The 20220-nt window shown below is 38.1% G+C and carries 21 protein-coding genes, 1 pseudogene, 1 riboswitch and 1 other annotated feature (1 of these 24 only partly in view); of the genes and pseudogenes, 14 read left to right on the plus strand and 8 right to left on the minus strand.

Translation table 11 applies throughout. The features are described from left to right. Nucleotides 1–161 (minus strand) — a binding site (T-box leader) (it extends 81 nt beyond the left edge of the window). A 461-nt stretch (nt 162–622) separates the two neighbouring features. Then, complete coding sequence (locus tag H131_RS10685; protein ID WP_155242404.1) at nt 623–1000, minus strand: hypothetical protein; 378 nt, start codon at nt 998–1000, stop codon at nt 623–625. Between the two features lie 572 nt (nt 1001–1572). Between H131_RS10685 and H131_RS10690 the strand changes: the two genes are divergently transcribed. Further along, nucleotides 1573–3474, plus strand: coding sequence for an endonuclease MutS2 (locus H131_RS10690; protein WP_010859148.1), 1902 nt, complete (start codon nt 1573–1575; stop codon nt 3472–3474). A gap of 82 nt (nt 3475–3556) precedes the next feature. On the opposite strand, the gene H131_RS10695 is transcribed toward H131_RS10690, so the two are convergent. Further along, nucleotides 3557–4804 carry a helix-turn-helix domain-containing protein gene (locus tag H131_RS10695; RefSeq protein ID WP_010859149.1) on the minus strand — a complete coding sequence of 416 codons (1248 nt, stop codon included), beginning with the start codon at nt 4802–4804 and terminating at the stop codon, nt 3557–3559. 210 nt (nt 4805–5014) lie between these two features. On the opposite strand from H131_RS10695, the gene H131_RS10700 reads away from it, so the two are divergent. Continuing rightward, nucleotides 5015–6310: an MFS transporter gene (locus H131_RS10700; protein WP_010859150.1), complete on the plus strand. Its 1296-nt coding sequence runs from the start codon at nt 5015–5017 to the stop codon at nt 6308–6310. 121 nt (nt 6311–6431) lie between these two features. Here H131_RS10700 and H131_RS10705 read toward each other — a convergent pair whose 3' ends face one another. From H131_RS10705 to H131_RS10720, 4 genes are all read right to left on the minus strand, one after another. Continuing rightward, nucleotides 6432–7148, minus strand: a complete 717-nt coding sequence (locus tag H131_RS10705; protein ID WP_010859151.1) for a LutC/YkgG family protein — start codon at nt 7146–7148, stop codon at nt 6432–6434. Continuing rightward, nucleotides 7148–8575, minus strand: coding sequence for a LutB/LldF family L-lactate oxidation iron-sulfur protein (locus H131_RS10710; RefSeq protein WP_010859152.1), 1428 nt, complete (start codon nt 8573–8575; stop codon nt 7148–7150). The genes H131_RS10705 and H131_RS10710 overlap by 1 nt, the downstream gene beginning before the upstream one ends. A 149-nt stretch (nt 8576–8724) precedes the next feature. Beyond that, entirely contained in the window at nt 8725–9441 is a 717-nt protein-coding gene (locus tag H131_RS10715; protein ID WP_010859153.1) for a (Fe-S)-binding protein, read from the minus strand. Between the two features lie 175 nt (nt 9442–9616). Continuing rightward, on the minus strand, nt 9617–10345 hold the full coding sequence (locus H131_RS10720) for a FadR/GntR family transcriptional regulator (RefSeq protein WP_010859154.1): 729 nt from the start codon (nt 10343–10345) through the stop codon (nt 9617–9619). Nucleotides 10346–10928: 583 nt separating this feature from the next. Between H131_RS10720 and H131_RS25860 the strand changes: the two genes are divergently transcribed. The 4 genes from H131_RS25860 to H131_RS10740 all read left to right on the plus strand — a co-directional run bounded on the left by H131_RS25860 (nt 10929) and on the right by H131_RS10740 (nt 12799). Beyond that, nucleotides 10929–11063, plus strand: coding sequence for a hypothetical protein (locus H131_RS25860; RefSeq protein ID WP_268891021.1), 135 nt, complete (start codon nt 10929–10931; stop codon nt 11061–11063). Between the two features lie 82 nt (nt 11064–11145). After that, a complete protein-coding gene (locus H131_RS10730; RefSeq protein ID WP_010859156.1) occupies nt 11146–11856 on the plus strand; it encodes a cytochrome c biogenesis CcdA family protein in 711 nt (236 codons plus the stop codon). Nucleotides 11857–11890: 34 nt separating this feature from the next. After that, nucleotides 11891–12277, plus strand: a complete 387-nt coding sequence (locus tag H131_RS10735; RefSeq protein WP_036130115.1) for a response regulator — start codon at nt 11891–11893, stop codon at nt 12275–12277. A 24-nt stretch (nt 12278–12301) separates the two neighbouring features. Continuing rightward, a complete protein-coding gene (locus tag H131_RS10740; RefSeq protein WP_010859158.1) occupies nt 12302–12799 on the plus strand; it encodes a CcdC family protein in 498 nt (165 codons plus the stop codon). Nucleotides 12800–12858: 59 nt separating this feature from the next. On the opposite strand, the gene H131_RS10745 is transcribed toward H131_RS10740, so the two are convergent. Next, a protein-coding gene (locus tag H131_RS10745) for an IS3 family transposase (protein WP_155242405.1) occupies nt 12859–14003 on the minus strand; the annotation gives its coding sequence in 2 pieces (ribosomal slippage) (nt 12859–13730 and nt 13730–14003; 1146 coding nt in all). A gap of 355 nt (nt 14004–14358) precedes the next feature. Here H131_RS10745 and H131_RS10755 point away from each other — a divergent pair. Continuing rightward, complete coding sequence (locus H131_RS10755) at nt 14359–14550, plus strand: hypothetical protein (RefSeq protein WP_010859160.1); 192 nt, start codon at nt 14359–14361, stop codon at nt 14548–14550. A gap of 42 nt (nt 14551–14592) precedes the next feature. Here H131_RS10755 and H131_RS10760 read toward each other — a convergent pair whose 3' ends face one another. Further along, nucleotides 14593–15033 carry a DUF2621 domain-containing protein gene (locus tag H131_RS10760; RefSeq protein ID WP_196228881.1) on the minus strand — a complete coding sequence of 147 codons (441 nt, stop codon included), beginning with the start codon at nt 15031–15033 and terminating at the stop codon, nt 14593–14595. Between the two features lie 111 nt (nt 15034–15144). On the opposite strand from H131_RS10760, the gene H131_RS10765 reads away from it, so the two are divergent. The 7 genes and pseudogenes from H131_RS10765 to nikA all read left to right on the plus strand — a co-directional run bounded on the left by H131_RS10765 (nt 15145) and on the right by nikA (nt 20199). Continuing rightward, nucleotides 15145–15360, plus strand: a complete 216-nt coding sequence (locus tag H131_RS10765) for a DUF1659 domain-containing protein (RefSeq protein WP_010859162.1) — start codon at nt 15145–15147, stop codon at nt 15358–15360. Nucleotides 15361–15392: 32 nt separating this feature from the next. Continuing rightward, entirely contained in the window at nt 15393–15617 is a 225-nt protein-coding gene (locus H131_RS10770) for a DUF2922 domain-containing protein (RefSeq protein ID WP_010859163.1), read from the plus strand. A gap of 168 nt (nt 15618–15785) precedes the next feature. Continuing rightward, nucleotides 15786–15908: a YvrJ family protein gene (locus tag H131_RS23660; RefSeq protein ID WP_010859164.1), complete on the plus strand. Its 123-nt coding sequence runs from the start codon at nt 15786–15788 to the stop codon at nt 15906–15908. 108 nt (nt 15909–16016) lie between these two features. Further along, a complete protein-coding gene (locus tag H131_RS10775; protein ID WP_010859165.1) occupies nt 16017–16622 on the plus strand; it encodes an SCO family protein in 606 nt (201 codons plus the stop codon). A gap of 266 nt (nt 16623–16888) precedes the next feature. Continuing rightward, nucleotides 16889–17425 (plus strand): annotated as a pseudogene (locus H131_RS10780) (DUF1572 family protein). A gap of 118 nt (nt 17426–17543) precedes the next feature. Then, nucleotides 17544–17745, plus strand: a riboswitch (cobalamin riboswitch). A 392-nt stretch (nt 17746–18137) separates the two neighbouring features. Then, nucleotides 18138–18563 (plus strand): class I SAM-dependent methyltransferase, encoded by a 426-nt coding sequence (locus tag H131_RS25350; RefSeq protein WP_010859167.1) that lies wholly within the window; start codon nt 18138–18140, stop codon nt 18561–18563. Between the two features lie 16 nt (nt 18564–18579). Continuing rightward, the gene (gene nikA, locus H131_RS10790; RefSeq protein WP_010859168.1) at nt 18580–20199 is read left to right on the plus strand and encodes a nickel ABC transporter substrate-binding protein; all 1620 of its coding nucleotides are present in this window, start codon (nt 18580–18582) and stop codon (nt 20197–20199) included. Nucleotides 20200–20220: the final 21 nt, after the last annotated feature.

Below are 20220 nucleotides of genomic sequence, written 5' to 3' on the forward strand. Positions count from 1 at the left end.
GATACCCATGCATTGATTACGGATGCAACTCCGTCGTAGCCTACTATAAGTTCGGTACGCAGCTCCAAGATGTATTCACAATAACTTTCCTTGCGCCTCTCAACAACCGGCTACTTTCTGTAAGTTCCATTAAAGCTACTCGTTCTCTTCAACGCTTTTACTCTTATACTCCGAAATGTATGAAACAAATCTTCGTTATGCAGATTTAGTACATTATTATAACCTAACTTCTTAAATTGTCAACCAATTTTGAGTATTCATTATTTAATGCATTCGCTGAGATGAAGATGAATTTTTAGAATTTAGAGCGCTAAATAGTTTTTCTATAAAGAAACACGAACATTTTTGGTAGGAGCATAAGGCGGCAATTCAAAGCGGGAAAAGCAAGCGAGACCTTAGACTGAGCATTTATGGGAACAAAGGCTAAGCTTTCGCACATAAAAACACTTGTTGCCCCGAAGCGAATCGGTGCCCCGCAGAAAGCGTCCACCTGTAGCGGAATATACTTAACAAAAAGTGGAAAAGAAAAAGTTGTTCATTGTAGTTTTTGTGTTTGTTGAACCACTTGACGCATTAAGCATAATGTTTTATCTCGGTCTAGTAGGTTTAGTGGCAGGGTCATTTATTTTTTAGAGGCATTTTTTATTTCGATGGCAAATGAATGAAAACCGTTTTCTTCTGCCACAATGGTCACGATATTTTGAATTTCAATTTTTCTTTCTGTATTCATTGAATCGACATCGTACATTAGCAGTGCGATTACTTGTTTATCAGGGTAAATGGTGTATCCAACGCCTCCAGCAAGAGTATAGCCATGCACGTTTAGCCGACTAACAATTTTGTTGGAAAGATCCGTTTTAGTGATTTGTGCATCAATGTAGGCAACTTCTTCCAATAATTTTTGGTGATTCGCAAAATTAACACGATCGGTATCATCTGATGCGTTGAAAAAATTATCAAGAATTAAGAAAGATCCACATATGAATATGACAGTTGCCACAAAAAAGGTTCCTTTTTTTCGGATATGCATCATCCTTTCTTATTTCTAAATACATGTTATGCATGAAGCGTCAGTAAAAGTCTTGAGAATTTAGCTCGAGCATTTTGGGGGGCATAAATGAGCAACTTTACTTTTCATTTCGCATATAGTATGATGATGGCAATCAATTAGATGATAATGAAACGAACTATAAATTAATGCGAGGTGCTTTTTGTGAGTGCGGTAGTTTCTAAATAGGAAAAATTTAATGAAGTAAATTGATGGCGACAGGGGATTATGGTTTAAACCACTCCTAATTTTGTCATGGATTTATTTCGAAACCTATGAAGATACCTACTATACTTTATAAAGCGTGTAATGTTGAATTAGCTACAATGGATGTTAGCTTGATTCTATTTGCGTATGCCTTGTAAATGTAAAAAGAAGCTGTGGTATCCCCACGGCTTTTTTGTGTTTATTTTTAAATGGAGTAAAAGAAAATGACCCAATTTTATAGTTGCAAAATCATTGCCATCTAATGGGTAGGTATCTTCATTATGACATGGGAAAAATCATAGTGAGGAGAAATGAACATGAATCATACAACTTTTGAGAAGTTACAATATAACGAGTTAAAACAATTAGTAAAATCTTATTGTGTCAGTGGATTAGGGAAACAATTACTGGATAAGTTGACACCCAGCTCGAATTTGAAAATCGTTCACAACCGATTACACGAAACAACAGAGGCACGTGCAATCTTAGATGCAGAGGGACATATCCCATTTTTAGGAGTATCCAATATTGACAATACCCTTAAAAATCTTGATAAAGGCATCATTCTAGACCCAAGTGACCTCATTAGCGTATCGGACTTTTTAAGAGGATGCAGGAAAATTAAAAAATTTATGTTCGATAAAGAATTTTTTGCACCAGTATTAGCTTCTTACGCAGTTTCGATGTCCGAGTTTAAAAGTGTGGAAGAAGAAATTAATTTTTCCATTAAGGCCAATCGAGTGGATTCAGCAGCAAGCAGAGACTTAAAACGTATTCGTAGCAGTATTGAAACAACGGAAGAAAAAATTAAAGAACGTTTAACAAAATTTTTAAACAATAGTGCAAATAAAATGTACATTCAGGAATTCTTTATTAGTAAAAAAGACGATCGTTATACCATTCCTATTAAAGCATCCTTTAAAAATCAAGTGCCAGGCACGGTTATTGAAATTTCTTCTAAAGGTTCGACCGTCTTTATAGAGCCTACTACAGTGGCAAAATTAAATGGAGAACTTGCCGTTCTAAAAGCAGAAGAAGCGATGGAAGAATATCAAATATTAGCTACATTATCGGGATTGTTGCTGGAGCACATCCATGGCATCAACATCAACATGGAGCTAATTAGCCAATACGATATGGTGTTTGCCAAAGCAAAATTTAGCAAACATATTGGCGGAGTAGAACCAACATTAAATGACCATGGCTATATAAAATTAGTAAATTGTACACATCCACTGTTAATAGGAGAGGCTGTGCCACTAAATTTTGACATAGGTAAAGATTATCGCAGTTTGATTATTACAGGTCCGAATGCCGGCGGAAAAACAATAGTTCTGAAAACAATTGGCTTATTAACCTTGGCGGCCATGTCTGGTTTTCATATTAAGGCAGATAAAGGTACAGAACTGGCAGTGTTCGAACATATCTTTGTAGACATTGGCGACAATCAAAGCATCGAAAATGCCCTTAGCACATTTTCATCGCATATGAAAAATCTTTCAGAAATTATGCGTGCATCCAATAATAATACACTTTTATTGTTTGATGAAATCGGAAGTGGTACGGAACCGAATGAAGGAGCGGCACTAGCGATTGCCATTTTAGAGGAATTTTATCATATGGGCTGTATAACAGTGGCAACTACGCACTATGGCGAAATTAAACGTTTTTCAGAAATGCATCATGATTTTATGAATGCCGCGATGCGTTTTAATAGTGAAACGTTAGAACCTATGTATAAATTGATGATCGGTACATCCGGCGACAGTAATGCCCTATGGATTTCGAGAAAAATGAATGTTCGGGAAACAGTGTTACAAAGAGCAAAAGAATATATGGAAAATAAAGATTATCATTTACAACGAGTGCATGAGGATAAAATAAGAAAGCCGAAGATTGTTAAAGAGCAAAAACACGAGAACTATGCATTTGAAAAAGGGGACCGCGTGAAATTATTAGAGCATGATGACTTTGGCATTGTCTATAAAGAAATGGACAATACCTATAATATTGTCGTGTTCTATCACGGGAATTTCATGGAAGTCAATATGAAGCGACTGGCCTTAGAGGTTCCGGCGAAAGAATTATACCCAGAAGGCTATGATTTAGATACACTATTTGTGGATTATAAAGACCGAAAGTTACAGCATGATATAGAGCGTGGTTCGAAAAAAGCGCTGCGCAAAATTCAAAAAGAAATGAGAAAAGATAGAGGTTGAGTTAAACAACCGGAATCATCTGTTATAAATTTAAAAGGGATTGCACTTCGATACGTAGAAGTGCAATCCCTTTATCATATTACTAAACCGAATCAATCTGTGCTTTAATCGTCAAATATGTTTTCTCAATCATGTCTTTATAGGGAAGGTCGACTAAATCCTTGGAATCCATATAGGCTTTTTTGGCGATTTCATAAGCAGTAGTGAGTTCGCCAAGCTGAGCGTAGTTAAGGGCTTTATAGGAGAAGCATTCATTCATACTCAACAAATCATAGGGATGTGAGACGTACATAGGGATTTCTTTATAGTGTTTAAATGCTTCTTTTGCCTCCAAATACTGGCCAAGTAAATAGTAGGATTTTCCTTTTTCGGCATAATAAAAGTTTTCATCCAATTTTTTTATATCTCCATGCGTGAGTGCTTTAAAGCGTTCTATTTCTAGTAATGCCTGCTGATAATTGCCTGTATAACTGTTATAATAATGTGCTCTTAATACGAAGATAAAGGCATCCACGTCCACCTGTTCAACAAAAACACGATACTGCTCAAGCTTCATCATCATATGCTCTGCCTGCATGAAATCCCCATCAATCATGGCACAATAAGCAGCGATACGATACATATCATCAATGTGATAGTACAGTTGGTTTTGGTGGGCATTGGTAATGGTTTCGTTTATCAGTTGTTTCCCTGCTTCATGCTCCCCAACGGCCAATTGAAGAATGCTAATATAATAAGCCAATTTCCCCATTTCACGTGAATCTAACTGATAATTTTCTCGAGATATTTCCTCTTTCACCTGTAAAATACAGGCGTATGCCGCATCATATTGACGATTTTCCGATAAAATGGCTAGCTGTAACATATATGTTTTAAACCAATGACTCAGTAAATTGATTTCTTTAAATATTTGTCGTGCTTGTTGCAATGGTGACGCCCATGTTGATAGACCTGCTTCATACTGCGCGTCTGCGTAAATATACAGCAAACGTCCAGCCTCATAGCTAAGAGACAAATTCTCCGCGTAAGGTTCAATCATATCGACGATTTGCTGATGGTTGTCCGTATCTCCGCGCTTTACCTCAGCAAATAAGATTTCCACTTGTTCTAAAAGGTGGCGGATTGTAGCGGGCGTTATTTGTTCGAGTAGTTCACTTGCTTTTACGCCAAGTCGTTCCGCTATATAATTCAAGCTTTCCATGGATGGCTTAGCCTTATCATTTTCAATTTGGCTTAGCATGCCCTTAGTTAGCCGATCAGCAGCAAGTGCCTCTAATGTTAATTTTCGTTCTTTCCGTAATTTTCGAATACGTGTGCCTAAAGAGTCCACTGCCTCGCTTCCTTTCTCGATTAACAATAATCTTTAATCTTAACCATGTCTAGGCATTCATACTATAAGACTGACAGTACTTTTGAGTTGAATGCCTTTTTGTTTAATTATATTAAACTTTTTATTGCATGAAAAGGAAGTGCTATGGTATATTTTGTTTAATTAAATTAAACATTTAAAATTAATTAAACAGTTGGAGGGGTTTTCTGGATGAACGAGGCGGAAAAATATAAAAAGGCGACCTATCATTTATGGACTTTTACCGCCAGTAAAATGATTGCGATGTTAGGGTCTCATGTACTATCATTTGGTATTAGTTTGTATATTTTAGCAATGACAGGTTCTGCAATGAGCTTTGCGACGAATATGATTTGTTCTATATTACCGCGGGCACTCGTTGCACCACTTGCAGGCTATGTGGCCGACAATTTCTCAAAGAAACGTACCATTTTATTGGCACAGGCGGGAACAGTTTTGACCATGGCTGGTTTACTACTATATACGGAGACAGTTGGCATGTCGGTCAATGCGATTTATGTGACGACCGTTTTCTATACGTTGTGTTCAGCATTTTCGGGTGTAACGTTTAGTTCAGCAATCGCTACACTTGTGAATCCTGAGCGTTTACAACGTGCGATGTCATTCAACCAAATGTCGATGTCAGTAGCGGCTATTGGTGGACCGGTTATCGGTGGGATGATGTACGGCTTTTTCTCGATGGAAGTATTTTTAATGGTGCATATAGGTGCCTATGTGATTGCCTTTTGTTTAGAGGCAACGATGAATTTCAATTTATATAGTACAAGAGGGGAGAATGCAGAGAAAGAAAAAATGTGGGCAGGTCTAGCTAGTGGCTTTCGCTATATCAAACAACATAAAGTCATTAAAGTAGTGATGTGGCTGTCATTATGGATTAACTTATTTTTCTCTGCCATCGTTGTTGGAGGAACCTATATTATTATTGAAGTACTGAAAGTGGAGTCAACACATTTTGGCTTTATTCAAGCGTCAGGCGCAATTGGTATGTTGGTAGCTTCTCTCTATTTTGCAACACAGGCAGAAGTTAAAGTACCGTTGCGGTTCTCAAAAATTAGTTTATTGCTCCTATCTAGTAGTTTAGGGCTAGCGGTAATCCCATTAGTGACAAATCTTTCGTATTTAACGATTTTTATCTTTTACATCTGTCTCTATTTTATATTCGCTATTTTTGAAATGGGTATTAATATGCCGCTTGGCGTTTTTATGCAAAAGCTCATTTCAGAGGAATATCGAGGACGCGTGTTCGGGCTTATGGAAACAATGGCTATGTCGATGATGCCGCTTGGCATGCTGGTGTACGGCGTATTATATGATACGTTACCAGCAACGGGGATTCTGCTAGTTACGAGTGTCATTATTGTTACCATTACGCTTGTACTACTAAGACCAGCTGTCTTAAGAGAAGCACATCCTGAATTGGAGGAGCCAACGATGGCAAGCGTTCAATCCGTTCACAGCAATCAATAAAGGGCTTCTATCGGCGTAGGTGAGAGGCTTAGCAGAGATTTCGATATTTCTATTAGCAGTGTAACAAAAAGGAATTAAAAACAGGTATGCAATGGAACAACTGCATACCTGTTTCGTTTTGTTATTGATCTTCGATAACAATATAAGTGGCTTTAATAGGTCCGTGTACGCCTACGATGAGTATCATTTCGATATCCGCAGAGTTGCTTGGTCCTGTGATAAAATTGACGCACGATGCAAGTTTTTTACCACTTTGGATTTTTTGTCGTATCGAGCGAGCTGCTTGCGTCATCCGTGGAACGATAGTGCTTTTGGGAATCAAAATAATGGATTTTTCGGGTAAAAAGCTGACCGATCTACCTTTATCTTTATCACTAAAGAGCACAGCTGTTCCGGATTCAGCAAGTGTGATTTCACTAATAGTAATGCCAATGTTTGCTTGTTCGGCTTGTCGGATGTTTTCTTCGGGCTGTTCATAGTCCCAAACATATAAATCGATGTTTGCTTGTGGCCATTGTTCGTTCATTAAATTGGACAGCCCGTATTCATAAAAGCGGTCGTCTTTCCATGTCACCACTGAACGGCCACCGTAATTTTCGACTACTGTTTGGAGTGCATCTGAAAGATTTGCTGTCTTTGTAATGACTATATTTGTATGAATATTTTGGCATTGTTTTTGTAATACAGCCACTAATTTGTCTTTTGTTGCCCCTTTTAGGATGCGATCTTGTGGTTGATAGTGCCAAGTTGGTGGGTCAATTTGCTTTTGAGGTGCACGACCTAGCTGACTGGCAATTTTATTTAAAAATGTATCTCGATTTTGAATGATACCACTCATTATTCATCGCCTCCTTGTGGACGTTTTTTGAACCATTCACGGAAATTATCTTTGTTTGGTGCTGGAAAATCCCGTTCTGTTGTCCACGCTTTTAACGGACCTGGACCATTGGAAATCTTATTATCTTTGGTAAATGGAGACATCACTGGTGCTGCCATTTTTGTTGCCATTTTAAATAAGGAAGGGGAGGAAGCACCAAAACCGAATGCTTTCATGAGCAGTTTTTCAGAGACGGGTGCTTTTCCTTCGTTTTCAACAATGACTTGGCGATGCTTATGAATAAGTTGATGTAATGGAATTTTCACTGGACAAGCATCGGTACAAGCGCCACATAATGTGGAAGCATACGGTAATTCCTTGTAATCTTCATAGCCTCCTAGTAATGGTGATAGTACAGCTCCGACCGGCCCAGAGTAAATAGAGCCATATGAATGACCACCGACATGACGGTATACAGGACAAACGTTGACACATGCCGCACAGCGAATACATTGTAGAATCGGTTGGAATTCTCCGCCTAAAATAGCTGAACGACCGTTATCGACAATGACTAAATGGAATTCCTCCGGTCCATCCGTATCACCTTCATCTTTTACGCCTGTTAATGTCGTAATATAACTTGTTAGCTTTTGTCCAACAGCACTTCTTGTTAACAAACTCACAAGCACTTCCATCTCTTCAAAGGTAGGGACAATTCTTTCCATCCCCATAACAGTAATTTGTGTTTTCGGTAAGGCTGTCACTAAATCTGCATTTCCTTCGTTTGTTACAAGGGTAATGGAGCCACTTTCTGCGATGGCGAAGTTACAGCCTGTAATGCCAATATCTGCGGTTAAGTACTCATTACGCAATTTTTCACGAACATAAAGTGCAAGTTCTTCCGGTTGTTCGCTCTTATCGTAGCCTTGCTTTTCTTTAAAGACATCACGAATTTGCTCTTTGTTTTTATGCAGAGCAGGAGCAATAATATGGGAGGGGGGTTCGTGATCATCTACCTGTAAAATGTATTCACCAAGGTCAGTTTCAATAACCTCACAGCCAAGCTGTTCGAGCGCTGCGTTTAAATGAATTTCTTCGGTTACCATTGATTTGGATTTTACGATTTTTTTCGCTTGTTTTACTTTCGTGATATTTTGAATATAGGCTGTCGCTTCTTGTGCTGTTTGGGCGAAGAAGACATGCCCACCTCTTTTTGACACGTTTTCACTTAATTCGTATAAGTAATAATCTAAGTTTGCGAGCACATGTTGACGAATTTCTTCACCGTGTGAGCGCCATTCTTCCCAATTTCCAAGTTCGTCCGCTTGTTGAAGGCGACGTGTATGCAACCGTTCTTGTGCGCTGGATACAGCACCTCGCATAAAGGTATTGGTTAATTCTTTTGCAACCCGATTTTTAAACGGTTCATCACTGATTTTCATTGACATCTGATACCCCTCCTTGGAGATGATTGATTTGTTTTCGAACATCAAAGTTAGCAATTTTTTATCGGTGTCTTGATCTCTCGGGAGAAAGTGGTGGAGTGTTTCCTTTCTCTTCGTGCTGGCAAGTAAACGGGGCGCTTGCGCTTTTTTATTTATCGACAGTTTAGAACTTCTGCAATATGCATAACTTTTAGTGGTTTACCTTGTCGATCAATTTTACCGCCGATATTGATTAAACAACCGGCATCTGCACCGATTACAATGTCTGCGCCTGTTTGCTCTACATTTTGTACTTTTTCACTTACCATTTGTCCTGAAATGTTGCCCATTTTTACTGAGAATGTACCGCCAAACCCACAGCAACGATCTTTTCCTGGGAGCTCTACATATTCCAAACCTTTTACATGGCTTAACAATTTCATGGGTGCCTGTTGTACACCAAGTAATCTCGTCATATGGCAGGAAGTATGATAAGTTGCTGTGCCCTCTAGATGAGCTCCTACATCTTCTATCGTTAATACATCTACAATAAATTCAGTAAATTCATATGTTTTCGCTGCTAATGCTTTGGCTTTTGGCTCCCACGTAGGATCGCCTTTAAACACTTGGGGATACTCCTTAAACATATAGGCACATGAACCGGAAGGGCACACTACATATTCAGCATGTTCGAAAGCCATTATCATTTTTTTCATCGCATTTTTCGATTCTTGCACATAGCCGCTATTGTAAGCGGGCTGTCCACAGCAAATTTGATTTTCTGGAAAGTCGATGTTACAGCCAAGTCTTTCTAATACTTCCACGACTGCTTTTCCTACATCACCTTGAAACATATCGACTAAACACGTCGCAAAAAGTGTTACTTTCATGTTCATCGCTCCTTTATTCCTCACATTTCCCCTCGGAACACCTAATCAACTGGTCATCAGATGACTTTGGTAGTGAATAGATTGTTTTTATAATACTACAACTTTTCAGACGAAAGAAAGTGTTTATCTTAAATTTTCTAAAAATAAAAGCGGCCTACAGAAATAGGCAGCTTACTTAGTTGATGGATTCTGTCTGTTCAAAGTATTGCATCAGTACTTTTTCTACGCTAGTTAGATGCGAAGACATCGTTTGTTTGGCAAGTTCTTCATTTTGATGTTTAATAGCGAGGAAAATTTGCATATGTTCATCATATAATTTTTCGCTCGTCGTTTTTTTAGAGAACAACCAAAGACGTCGAGTTTCTCGCATGGTTTCAATTATTAAACCAGAAACTTGATCTAATAAAGTGGAAAGTAGGGGGTTTTGAGAAGCTGTAGAAATGGCTGCATGAAACTGGAAATCTACTTTTTCCCCTAGTTCACCATCACCTTGTACGCGTTTCATCTCATCCAAGATTTGCATCATGGCTTGTAAGTCTTCTTCTGTTCGATGCATGGCAGCACTGGCAGCGGCACCAACTTCAATGATTTTCCGTACTTCTAACAGGTGGGAGACATCTTGTTTATTTGTCAAGATAGCTGTTGATAATGGGAAATCAAGCTGGTTGGCCTGGATACTTTTTACAAACGTTCCCGAACCTTGTTTAATTTCGATTAAGCCCATTGCTTTTAAAGCTGACAGTGCCTCTCTTACAGCAGATCTGCTGACCTGTAACTGTTCAGCTAGTTGTTCTACAGAATCAAGACGATCGCCAGGTGTAAGTTCTCCAGCTCGAATCTTTTCATAGAGGATTTCTGCTACTTCTTCATATATTTTTTTCGGTTTAATTTTTTTTAATTCCAAGGAACTACACCTCATTTGTTTCTTTCGATTGCTATAATATTAGTTTTATTATACATGAAGGTTTTGAAATTACTCACTGTTAAATGTTATGTAAGTGAATTTTAAAAAACAAAAAAATAGTGAATATTATGAAATTACCCACTATAAATAATCATAACATATAATCATCGGATGACCTGACTTATTGTTGATTATTAAACATTTTACATTGTCTCTTCATTGCATGGAAATATGTTGTACCGAAAGGCAAACGTCGTAAATTCACAAAAGGGAGATAAATTTAATGTTTGGGGTATGAAATGTAATGTTTACACAAGACTAGTCTTTCGAGCAATGTTAGACGGGCAGTATCAAAGGCAATCCCGTAAAACGTGGCGACCTCTACTGATGATTGCAGCAAGGAAAATGGAGACGACGAATACAAGCACAAAACAGAACAGAACAGAACAGAACAGAACAGAACAGAACAGTAAGCAGGGGATACTATATCGACGGATGAATTATTAATTGAAAGAATATATAATAGAAGGAACTAAATAAATTTCAAAAAGCCTCCAATTTATTATTTACTAGTAGCGACATCTTGCAGGCAAAGTCGGGCGCTGGCGTCTTTTGTGATGATGCTGAAACGTTGACAGAAAAGGGGATAGGGGTGCATAATGCAAAAGGATCTTTAAGTGTTGTGGCACTTCACTATTTCAACATCATTCCGCCATGAAACGTTCACAAACAGGAAGGGCGCATTTTACCTATTTTTTTGGTACGATGGAGGCATTAACTGTAAGGAGCGAATAAAAAATATGCAAACCGATATTAACGTATTTTTAGCCTTTGGTGCTGGGTTTTTAAGCTTTATCTCACCATGTACACTCCCTCTGTATCCTGCATTTTTATCATACATAACGGGCATGACATTAGATGAGCTAAAATCTGAGCGAGGCATGATGCAAAAGCGCGCTATTTTGCATACACTATTCTTTTTACTTGGATTCTCGATCATTTTCATCATGATTGGTCTCGGCGCATCTTTAGCTAAAGAGTTTTTCCTTAACTATCAAACTTTATTGCGTCAAATTGGCGCGATTTTAATCGTCGTTTTTGGATTAATGATTGTAGGATTACTGCAAGTCGATTTCTTAATGAAGGATCGTAAATTCCAATTTAAAAACCGACCATCTGGCTATTTAGGCTCGGTATTAATCGGGTTAGCCTTTGCGGCTGGTTGGACACCGTGTACAGGTCCCATTTTAATGTCGATTATTTCATTAGCAGGAGCAAATCCAAGCTCAGGCTTTAGCTATATGTTTGCCTATTATTTAGGCTTTGCTATACCATTCTTTGTGTTGTCTTTCTTTATTTCACGTATGACGTGGATTCGAACACACAGTCAAAAAATCGTAAAAGTTGGCGGTTTTATTATGATTGCCGTAGGGATTTTATTATTCTTTGACGGTTTAACGTATATCACGCGCTTATTAGAGCCTATTTTTGGTGGATTTACAGGCTTCTAATCTGCTAAACTAAAGTGGCATACCGTACTTTAACGTGGAGGGAGATGAACACGTGCCTACAGTTTTAGTAGTGGATGATACGCTATTTATGCGTGTTGCAATAAGTAATATGTTTAGTGAATGGGGTTATGAGGTTGTCGGCAAGGCGGTTAATGGTAAAGAAGCTGTGGCGATGTATCGCGAGTTACAACCGGATCTTGTAACAATGGATGTAACGATGCCCGTTATGACAGGTATTGCGGCTGTAAAGAAAATCATTCCTGAATTTCCCAATGCGAAAATTGTTATGATTACGGCTTTAGGGCAACAAAAATTAATCGTGGAAGCGATTGAAAGTGGTGCGAAGGATTTTATAACGAAGCCTTTCGAGCCAGAAAAATTAAAAGCTGTTGCCGATCAATTAGTTGGTCAAAATTGTTAATTTGACATTAGAGGAGGATTTTACATGTTAAGCAATATACCTTCTCAATATTATGTAATCGGTTCGACCATCATGGCCATTTTGATGGGTAGTTTTGTAATGGTCATACGTATGAGAGCTTCCAAAAAGCCAACAAATGAGAAGAAAATTATCATTCCACCTATCGCGATGTCTTCAGGTGCCTTCATGTTTTTATTTGAACAATTTAGAGTTCCACCTATGCAAGTTTTAGAGGCAGGTGCTGTCGGGATGGTGTTCTCGACGATTTTAATAGCTACTTCTAAGTTTGAAGTAAAAGGGCAGGATATTTATTTAAAACGTTCAAAAGCCTTTGTTTTTATTCTAATGGGCCTTTTAATTTTCCGTGTTGTTGCGAAAATAATTTTAAGTAACGCCATAGATGTCGGCGAATTAGCAGGCATGTTTTGGATTTTGGCTTTCGCCATGCTAGTACCTTGGCGGATTGCCATGCTCCTTCAATTTATAAAAATAAAGAAAACCGTACCGCTAAAAGCTATGTAATACAAAAAAACTGCACTAGAGTAGGCACTGAGTGTCATTTTTGAGACAGTAAGAACACCCTATTTTACAGCCAGTCGACGGTATTGAACCGGCGACTGGTTGTTTAATTTCGTTTTAATCCGAATATTGTTATAATAGAAAATGTATTCTTCGACAATATTTATTACACACGCATTTGTTGTGCGATAAATATCATCGAGGTAGAACGTTTCAGACTTTAGCGAGGAGTGAAACGTTTCAATTGGGGAATTATCAGCGGGCGTGCCTTTACGAGACATGCTCATGGTAATTCCTTTTTCTTTGACTGCCTTCTGATACACGTAAGATGTGTAAACAGAACCTTGATCGCTATGCAGAATACAGCCCCCTGGTAAATCTGGTAATTGATTCAGCGTATCTAAGACAAGGTCAGTGTCTTGTGTAAACCCAATTGTATACGCAATAATTTCGCCATTAAATAGGTCTAAGATACTTGAAAGGTACATTATGGATTGTCCAAAAGGCAAGTAAGTAATATCTGTTACGAGCTTTTCCAACGGTTTTGTTGCCGTAAAATCACGTGCTAATAAGTTAGGAACAATATGAGCTGGTTGTCCTGTACGTTTACGTTTCTTTACCTTCACACGACATTGCCAGTCATATTTTCGCATCACACTTTGCACTGTTTTCTCACTAATGCCTTTAAGTAATTCTGTGATTTTTCGATAGCCGTATCTGAATTTGTGTAGCTTGCACAAGTCACCAATTTCTTGGTCTCGAAGATCCTTTTGAGTTAATTTGTTTCTATTGGCCTTCCAGCGATAATACGATGAACGGGCTACACCTAAATGACGGCAAATTTCACCAATCGGCATAATTTCTTTTAGCTCCTCTACTAGCGCAACTACAACTTTTGGGACCACTTCCACTCCAACTCTGCGTACTTTTTTAAAACTTCAATTTGTTGCTTTAAATAACGATTCTCTGCTTGTAACTTAGCGGTTTCACTTTCATATTCAGGTCCTTTGCCAAAGGTATATTGTTTTCCTACAGGTTGTTCAAGACGATGTAATTCACCATTCCTGTACCATTTCATCCATGTTTTTAACTGAGAATGGTTACGAATATTTAGCTCCTCTAGTACTTGTTTTACAGGAATCCCTGCTAATCTCATTTCAATTGCTTTCATTTTCACTTCTACTGGATAACTAACTCTTGTCCTCATAGAAAAACACCTCCACGTTGATTTGATAAGGTACAATACCCGTTTTTCAACGAAAGGTGTTTTTATTTGTCTCAATTTTTTAGGTCAGTGCGGTATGCGCTAGCGCAGTTTTTTTATGTAGACTGGGTGAAGTGACGGATAAAGTGGCCAAAGTGACGGATAGACTCGTTGAAGTGACGGATAGAGTGGCCGGAGTGACGGATAGACTCGTCGAAGTGACGGATAAAGTGGCCTAACTGACGGATAAACAAGCCTGACTGACCGATAGACTCGCAGAACTGACGGTTCATCTCACTTTTTAACAAGTAATCGTGCTATACTAGTAAGCACGTTAAAGAATGAGGAGCTCGACAAGATGAAATATTTTAAACCACAGATGCAGCAGTTAGTGAGAGAAAATCGTGAACTGCATGATCAATTAAAAAAGCTTATGGCTGAAATGGACCTGCAAAAAAATTATGCATTAAAAGCGCTGTATCATGCTGAGGTAGCTGACGGTGGTCGTTATCAGCAAGATTATCAGGCACTTGATCATTTATTTAAGTAATACTGAAAAAACCGCACTTGCAAAAAAGTGCGGTTTTTCCTATTAATCAAATAAGTGCTCGTACGGTGTCACATCAATTTGCAACTGATCTAATTTTTTACGTAAAAATTTATGATCACGCTTAGGGGTAGCTTGAATATAGCCACGAATAATTAAGTCATTGTCTATAGCTTTCGCTTTTTCCTCTAAAGCAAGTTCCCCGATTTTTCCTGCAATTTTTTCTTTCGCTACTTGTCTAAATAACTCGGGTACAGGGCTTACAAGTTCATACAAGAGCTCTTTCTCTGGTTGTCCCCATAAATGAATCGTTTTATCTAAATAAAATTCTTGCCAATCTAAATCTGATTTGCCATCCTGCTTTGGCAAGGCCTTCAAAAACTTACGGAACATGAAAAATCCACCAATGCCCATTAGAGATATAAGGACGACAACCCAAAACAAGATAAACCATAAAAACCAACCTTCTAACTGCAAACCGTTCACCTCTTTACCTTCTCTGACTCTATTATAAAAGCTTGGCCAAAAAAATTCATCCTTATTGTCCCTCTTTTTACAATTTGCCTGTATATATTTTGTAGAAAGGGGGTGGGGTATATGGCAAACGCAATTTTTATAGGTGCTACACTGCGCTTAAAGTATATTGTAGGTCACGATGAGCACAACGAGCCGAAGTTTTCTACAAAAACGTACCAAAATCTTAACGGTTCTCATTCGAATGCAGACTTACTGAAGGTAGCAAAGGCGATTGCAAGTCTTTCATCACAGCCATTAGACAGTGTAGTAAAACAAGAAACAACAGATTTATCGTAACAGCACAAACGGAAAACAAGGAGGTGAACATGATGACACAAATATTAGAGTTGCAATTTGAAACAACAATGGGGAAAACAGCCATAGTAACGATTGATGCCCCGAAGCCGGCTATTACAGCATCGGATATACAACAGGTGATGCAAACGATTATTACAGGTAACGTCTTTGAAGTAAAAACAGGTGCTTTTGTTGCTATAAAGGGGGCCCGCATCATTAATCGTCAAGTTTCAACATTCGAGTTTGGTACTGTGTAATGCAAAAAATGGTCTTTGCGCAATTAGTGGCGAGGGCCTTTTTTTAAATGTCTAGGTATGTCGCTTACTTTGGTGAAAGGGATGGCCCGTACTATTAAGTCGCGTGATTAAAGCTACGATGCTATAGGACGAGTTTTCCTGTCTTTTCATAGTTAGGAGGAAATTTAGATGGATCAATGGTTGAATATGATATCCGATATTGGTTTTCCGATTCTTGTGTCGTTTTATTTGTTACATCGCGTAGAAGTAAAACTAGATGCAATTCATGATGTCCTTGTATCTTTAAAATGAAAGTGAAATTGATTTCACAAAGATGTACGAAAGCTGTCACGTCGAGTGGTTGTCAACGCTTACACCATTCGATAAGATGAAGGTAATGTGAGTAGGGAGTGTGTTAATATGAAAAACAAAGTAACAGGGCTTGTACTACTACTTGTCTTAACAACAGTGCTTAGTGCATGTGGCAATGTGAAGTTTAAGGCCGATTATAGTATGGAAATACAGGATTTTGATCATGTCAATCAGCGTGGAGAAAAGGTCTCTTTAGAAAGCTTGAAAGGGAAACCATGGTTAGGTATGTATGTTTTCACAAATTGCACTTCAATTTGCCCGCCAATGTCGTTTAATATGACACAGGTACAAGAAAAGCTGAAAGAAAAAGGTGTAGAAGATTATAATATAGTTGCTTTTTCAATTGACCCAGAAGTGGATAAGCCCGAAGTATTAGCAGATTATTTAGCACATTATAATGTGCCTGATGAGTCGAAATGGAATCTTCTTACAGGTTATGCACAGTCATATATTGAGCAATTTGCCCAAAAATCAACGAAAATATGGGTGAAGGATGATCCGAACAGCGACCAAGTTATCCATGGATCTCAATTTTTCTTAGTGGATAAAGATGGCGTTCTCGTGAAAATGTATAACGGTTATTCTGAGGATGAAGATGTACCAATCGATACAATCGCTGGGGATATCGAAACATATATTGAAGAAAACTTATAACAGAAAGCTAGTGCTATTGTAAAGTAGCACTAGCTTTTTTTGTACGCGCTAAAGGAAATTTAGTGTTTCGTGGATAATCTGATGACTTCCGCGTGGTATTCGTTGTCGAAAGTGACCTATAAAAATGAGTAACTGGAAAAGGTGTTCCGCTAAAAGGTTGAGTGGGAAATTTTTCTTAAATCGCATTCTGCTTCATTCGTCCTTCGTTTATAATTGTAGAGGTAAGAGCAACGTTACAGTTTAAGGCGAAGGGGAGATGTTGTTGTATGACTATGGGTGAAACATATTTAAAAGTTGTACTCGAAAGATTTACACGTGTCAAAGTGGATGGCGATAAAACACTCGCACAATTAAACAATGAGCAATTGCATTGGGCTTTTAATGAAGATTCGAATAGCATTGCCGTCATTGTCAAACATGTTAGTGGGAATATGATTTCCAGATGGACGGATTTTTTAACAACGGATGGTGAGAAAACTACAAGGAATCGTGATGATGAATTTAATGATAGTTTGGACTCAAAAGAAGTGATATTAGCGACGTGGGAAAAAGGCTGGCAAGTGTTTCTGGATGCACTACAGGGGGTAACAGAAGCTGATTTATTAAGGTCAGTGACGATTAGAGGACAGCAACATACGGTCATAGATGCCATTGAAAGACAAATGGCACATTAGGCTTCACATGTTGGTCAAATTGTCTATATCGCTAAGCAAATTAAGGGCGACGAATGGAAAACGTTAAGTATTCCACGAGGACAATCTCAAGCTTTCACAGATGCGATGTTGAAAGAACATCAAAAATAGCAAGGAGCCGCCTCACGGGAGTGTTGGCGGCTTTGTTCAAAAATAATAATCAAAACTTTATTATATTCAGAAAATAAAATTGACGACGGAAATTGAGCATGTTATGTTTATTACTAATTTAATATCTAACATTACAAGTTTGTGTGAAGAATATCCACATGATTAAAAGGAAAATGGGTGTAAATCCCATGCTGTCCCGCAGCTGTAAATGAGGAGTTTTGTTTCAAGTATTACTGAGTATGCTTTTATAATGTACTTGGGAAGGTGAAGCAAGATGACGATTCATAAGCCAGTATGCCTGCTTGTAATAAGATTCATTGGAGATCTACGAAAGATAGGGAGATGGATGGAGAGCCTTTTTATAGCGAGTTTTTCTGTCCTTATTCTACTGGAATAAGGTTTTTTTTATGCCTTTTTCTATCTGGAGATAATGTATTCTTGAAGGTGGTGTAGAAATGAAGGAAAACCAATTATATGATGTTTGGTGGAAGGAGCCAAATGGCGGCGAAGCAACAATGGAAGAAGAGCATGGGCTTTGACATTGGGAAAAAGTACTGGAGATGATACTTGAGAGCGACTTAACGAACAAGTCGATATTAGATTTTGGCTGTAATCAAGGGGGAGTTTTAAGATATTTGTATCGGGAACGACCTTTTGCTCAAGTGATTTAGCGATCGATTCCATAGCTGTTGCCAATGCTCGTAAAGCCGATTTGCCCCTTAGCTATTTTGCTACAACGAGTATTGCACAATTCTCACAAAAATTTAATATTGCCACCAGCATATCCGTTATTTATTTAATAAGCGATTTAGCAGCACATGCAAAAGAAATAAAAGCAGCCTTAAAGCCAGAGGGTGTCTATATTGCAACATTTTCAGACTATCGGAACAATCCGAGTATGAAAAATATTGAGAAAATCATTCGTCAATTTGGCACGACTAAAATGAATTTACATATGTTAGATGACATCGCATCCGCATTTTTTGCCGAAGGGTTTGATGTGCAAGTAAGGCGTATGTTACCAAGCGGGTATATCCCACTCGATAAAAATGAGCGATGGTTTTTAACAACAGAGGATCGGCTACATTTCGAATATGAAGAAGCTTATATGTTTCGCATGGTAGCACCAAGAAAATAGATTGGGAGCAATGATGATGAGTATAAAAAAGAATATATACCCATTGATGTTAGCGCTGATTATGATCGTATTAGTAGGCTGTTCTAGTGCTAATGATAGTGATGGGAAAACACAAAATGCCACAAAAAATGATGACAAGATGTTGACCATCGGATGGCCTTTAGATATAGGGCCATTAAATCCACATACTTATTTACCGAACCAAATGACTGCGCAGGTAATGGTCTATGAATCATTAGTGGAATATAACGATGATGGGACAATCTCTCCAAAATTAGCGGAAAGCTGGGATATTTCAGAAGATAAAACAGCGTATGTATTTCATCTAAGAAAAGATGTAAAATATTCAGATGGAACTGCATTTAATGCTGATAATGTGATTCGCAATTTTGATGCTGTTTTAGCAAATCGAGACATGCATTCTTGGATGGGGATGGTCAACCACATTAAAGAAGTTGTCAAAGAGGATGATTTTACAGTCCGTCTACAGTTAGATGAACCCTATTATCCAGTGTTAAATGAATTGGCCTTTGTTCGTCCGTTCCGTTTTTTAGGGGATAATGGATTTCCAAAAAAGGACGCTACATATGAAAGCATACAAGCACCTGTTGGAACAGGTCCATGGGTGTTAACAGATTATAAAAAGGATGAATATGCGCTTTTTAGTCGCAACGAAAATTATTGGGGTGAAAAGCCGTTGGTAGATCAAGTGAAGGTGAAAATTATTCCTGATTCTGAATCTATCTCACTGGCCTTTGAAAATGAAGAATTAGACTTAATCTATGGTCGCGGTATTATTAGTTTAGATAACTATTCTTTCTTGAAAGATAGCGGCAAATATAATACGGCTATTTCAGAGCCACTATCAACACGTGCTTTATTATTCAACACACAATCTGGCCCTTTAGCAGAATTAAATGTGCGCCAAGCCATACAATATGCGATTGATAAAGAGCAAATGGTTGAAAGCATTACACATGGTACAGAAAAAGTAGCAAATACATTATTTTGGGATGCGATTCCGTATGCCAATATCGAGTTAGCCCGGATTTTATTTAATCCGAAAAAAGCTGAGCAATTACTTGATGAAGCGGGTTGGCTATTAAAAGATGGTGAAAAGGTTCGTTCTAAAAATGGAGAACTGCTTGAACTGGATTTAATTTATATTGCAACAGATGCTATCCAAAAACCGATGGCAGAGTTAATGCAAGGGGAGTTAGCTAAGATTGGTATACAACTTAATCTTGAAGGTGCGGATGTGATGGTAGGCCTTCAAAAATTAATGGATAATCAAGTGGATATTAATTTCTGGCGCACAAATGGCCCACCTACAGATCCACATAGCTTTGCCAATGAATCAGCGACGCCAAACGCAAGTGGTGTCTACGAAGCGAAATTAGGTTTACCAAATGCAGCTGAAATTGATGAAAAAATTCATCAATTATTAATTGGCACGGATGAAGTACAACGTGTGCAATACTATACAGATATTTTAACAATGTTACATGACCAAGCATTATTCTATCCTATCTCATATGAGACAAACAATGTAATCTATCACGACTATGTAAAAGACTTTTTACCTCGTGCGTCAGAATATGATATTCCATACGCTCAAATGGATGTAAAGAAATAGTTAAAAAAGTGTTGGTCAATT

Source organism: Lysinibacillus sphaericus OT4b.31 (genome assembly GCF_000392615.1).
GTDB lineage: Bacteria > Bacillota > Bacilli > Bacillales_A > Planococcaceae > Lysinibacillus > Lysinibacillus sphaericus_B.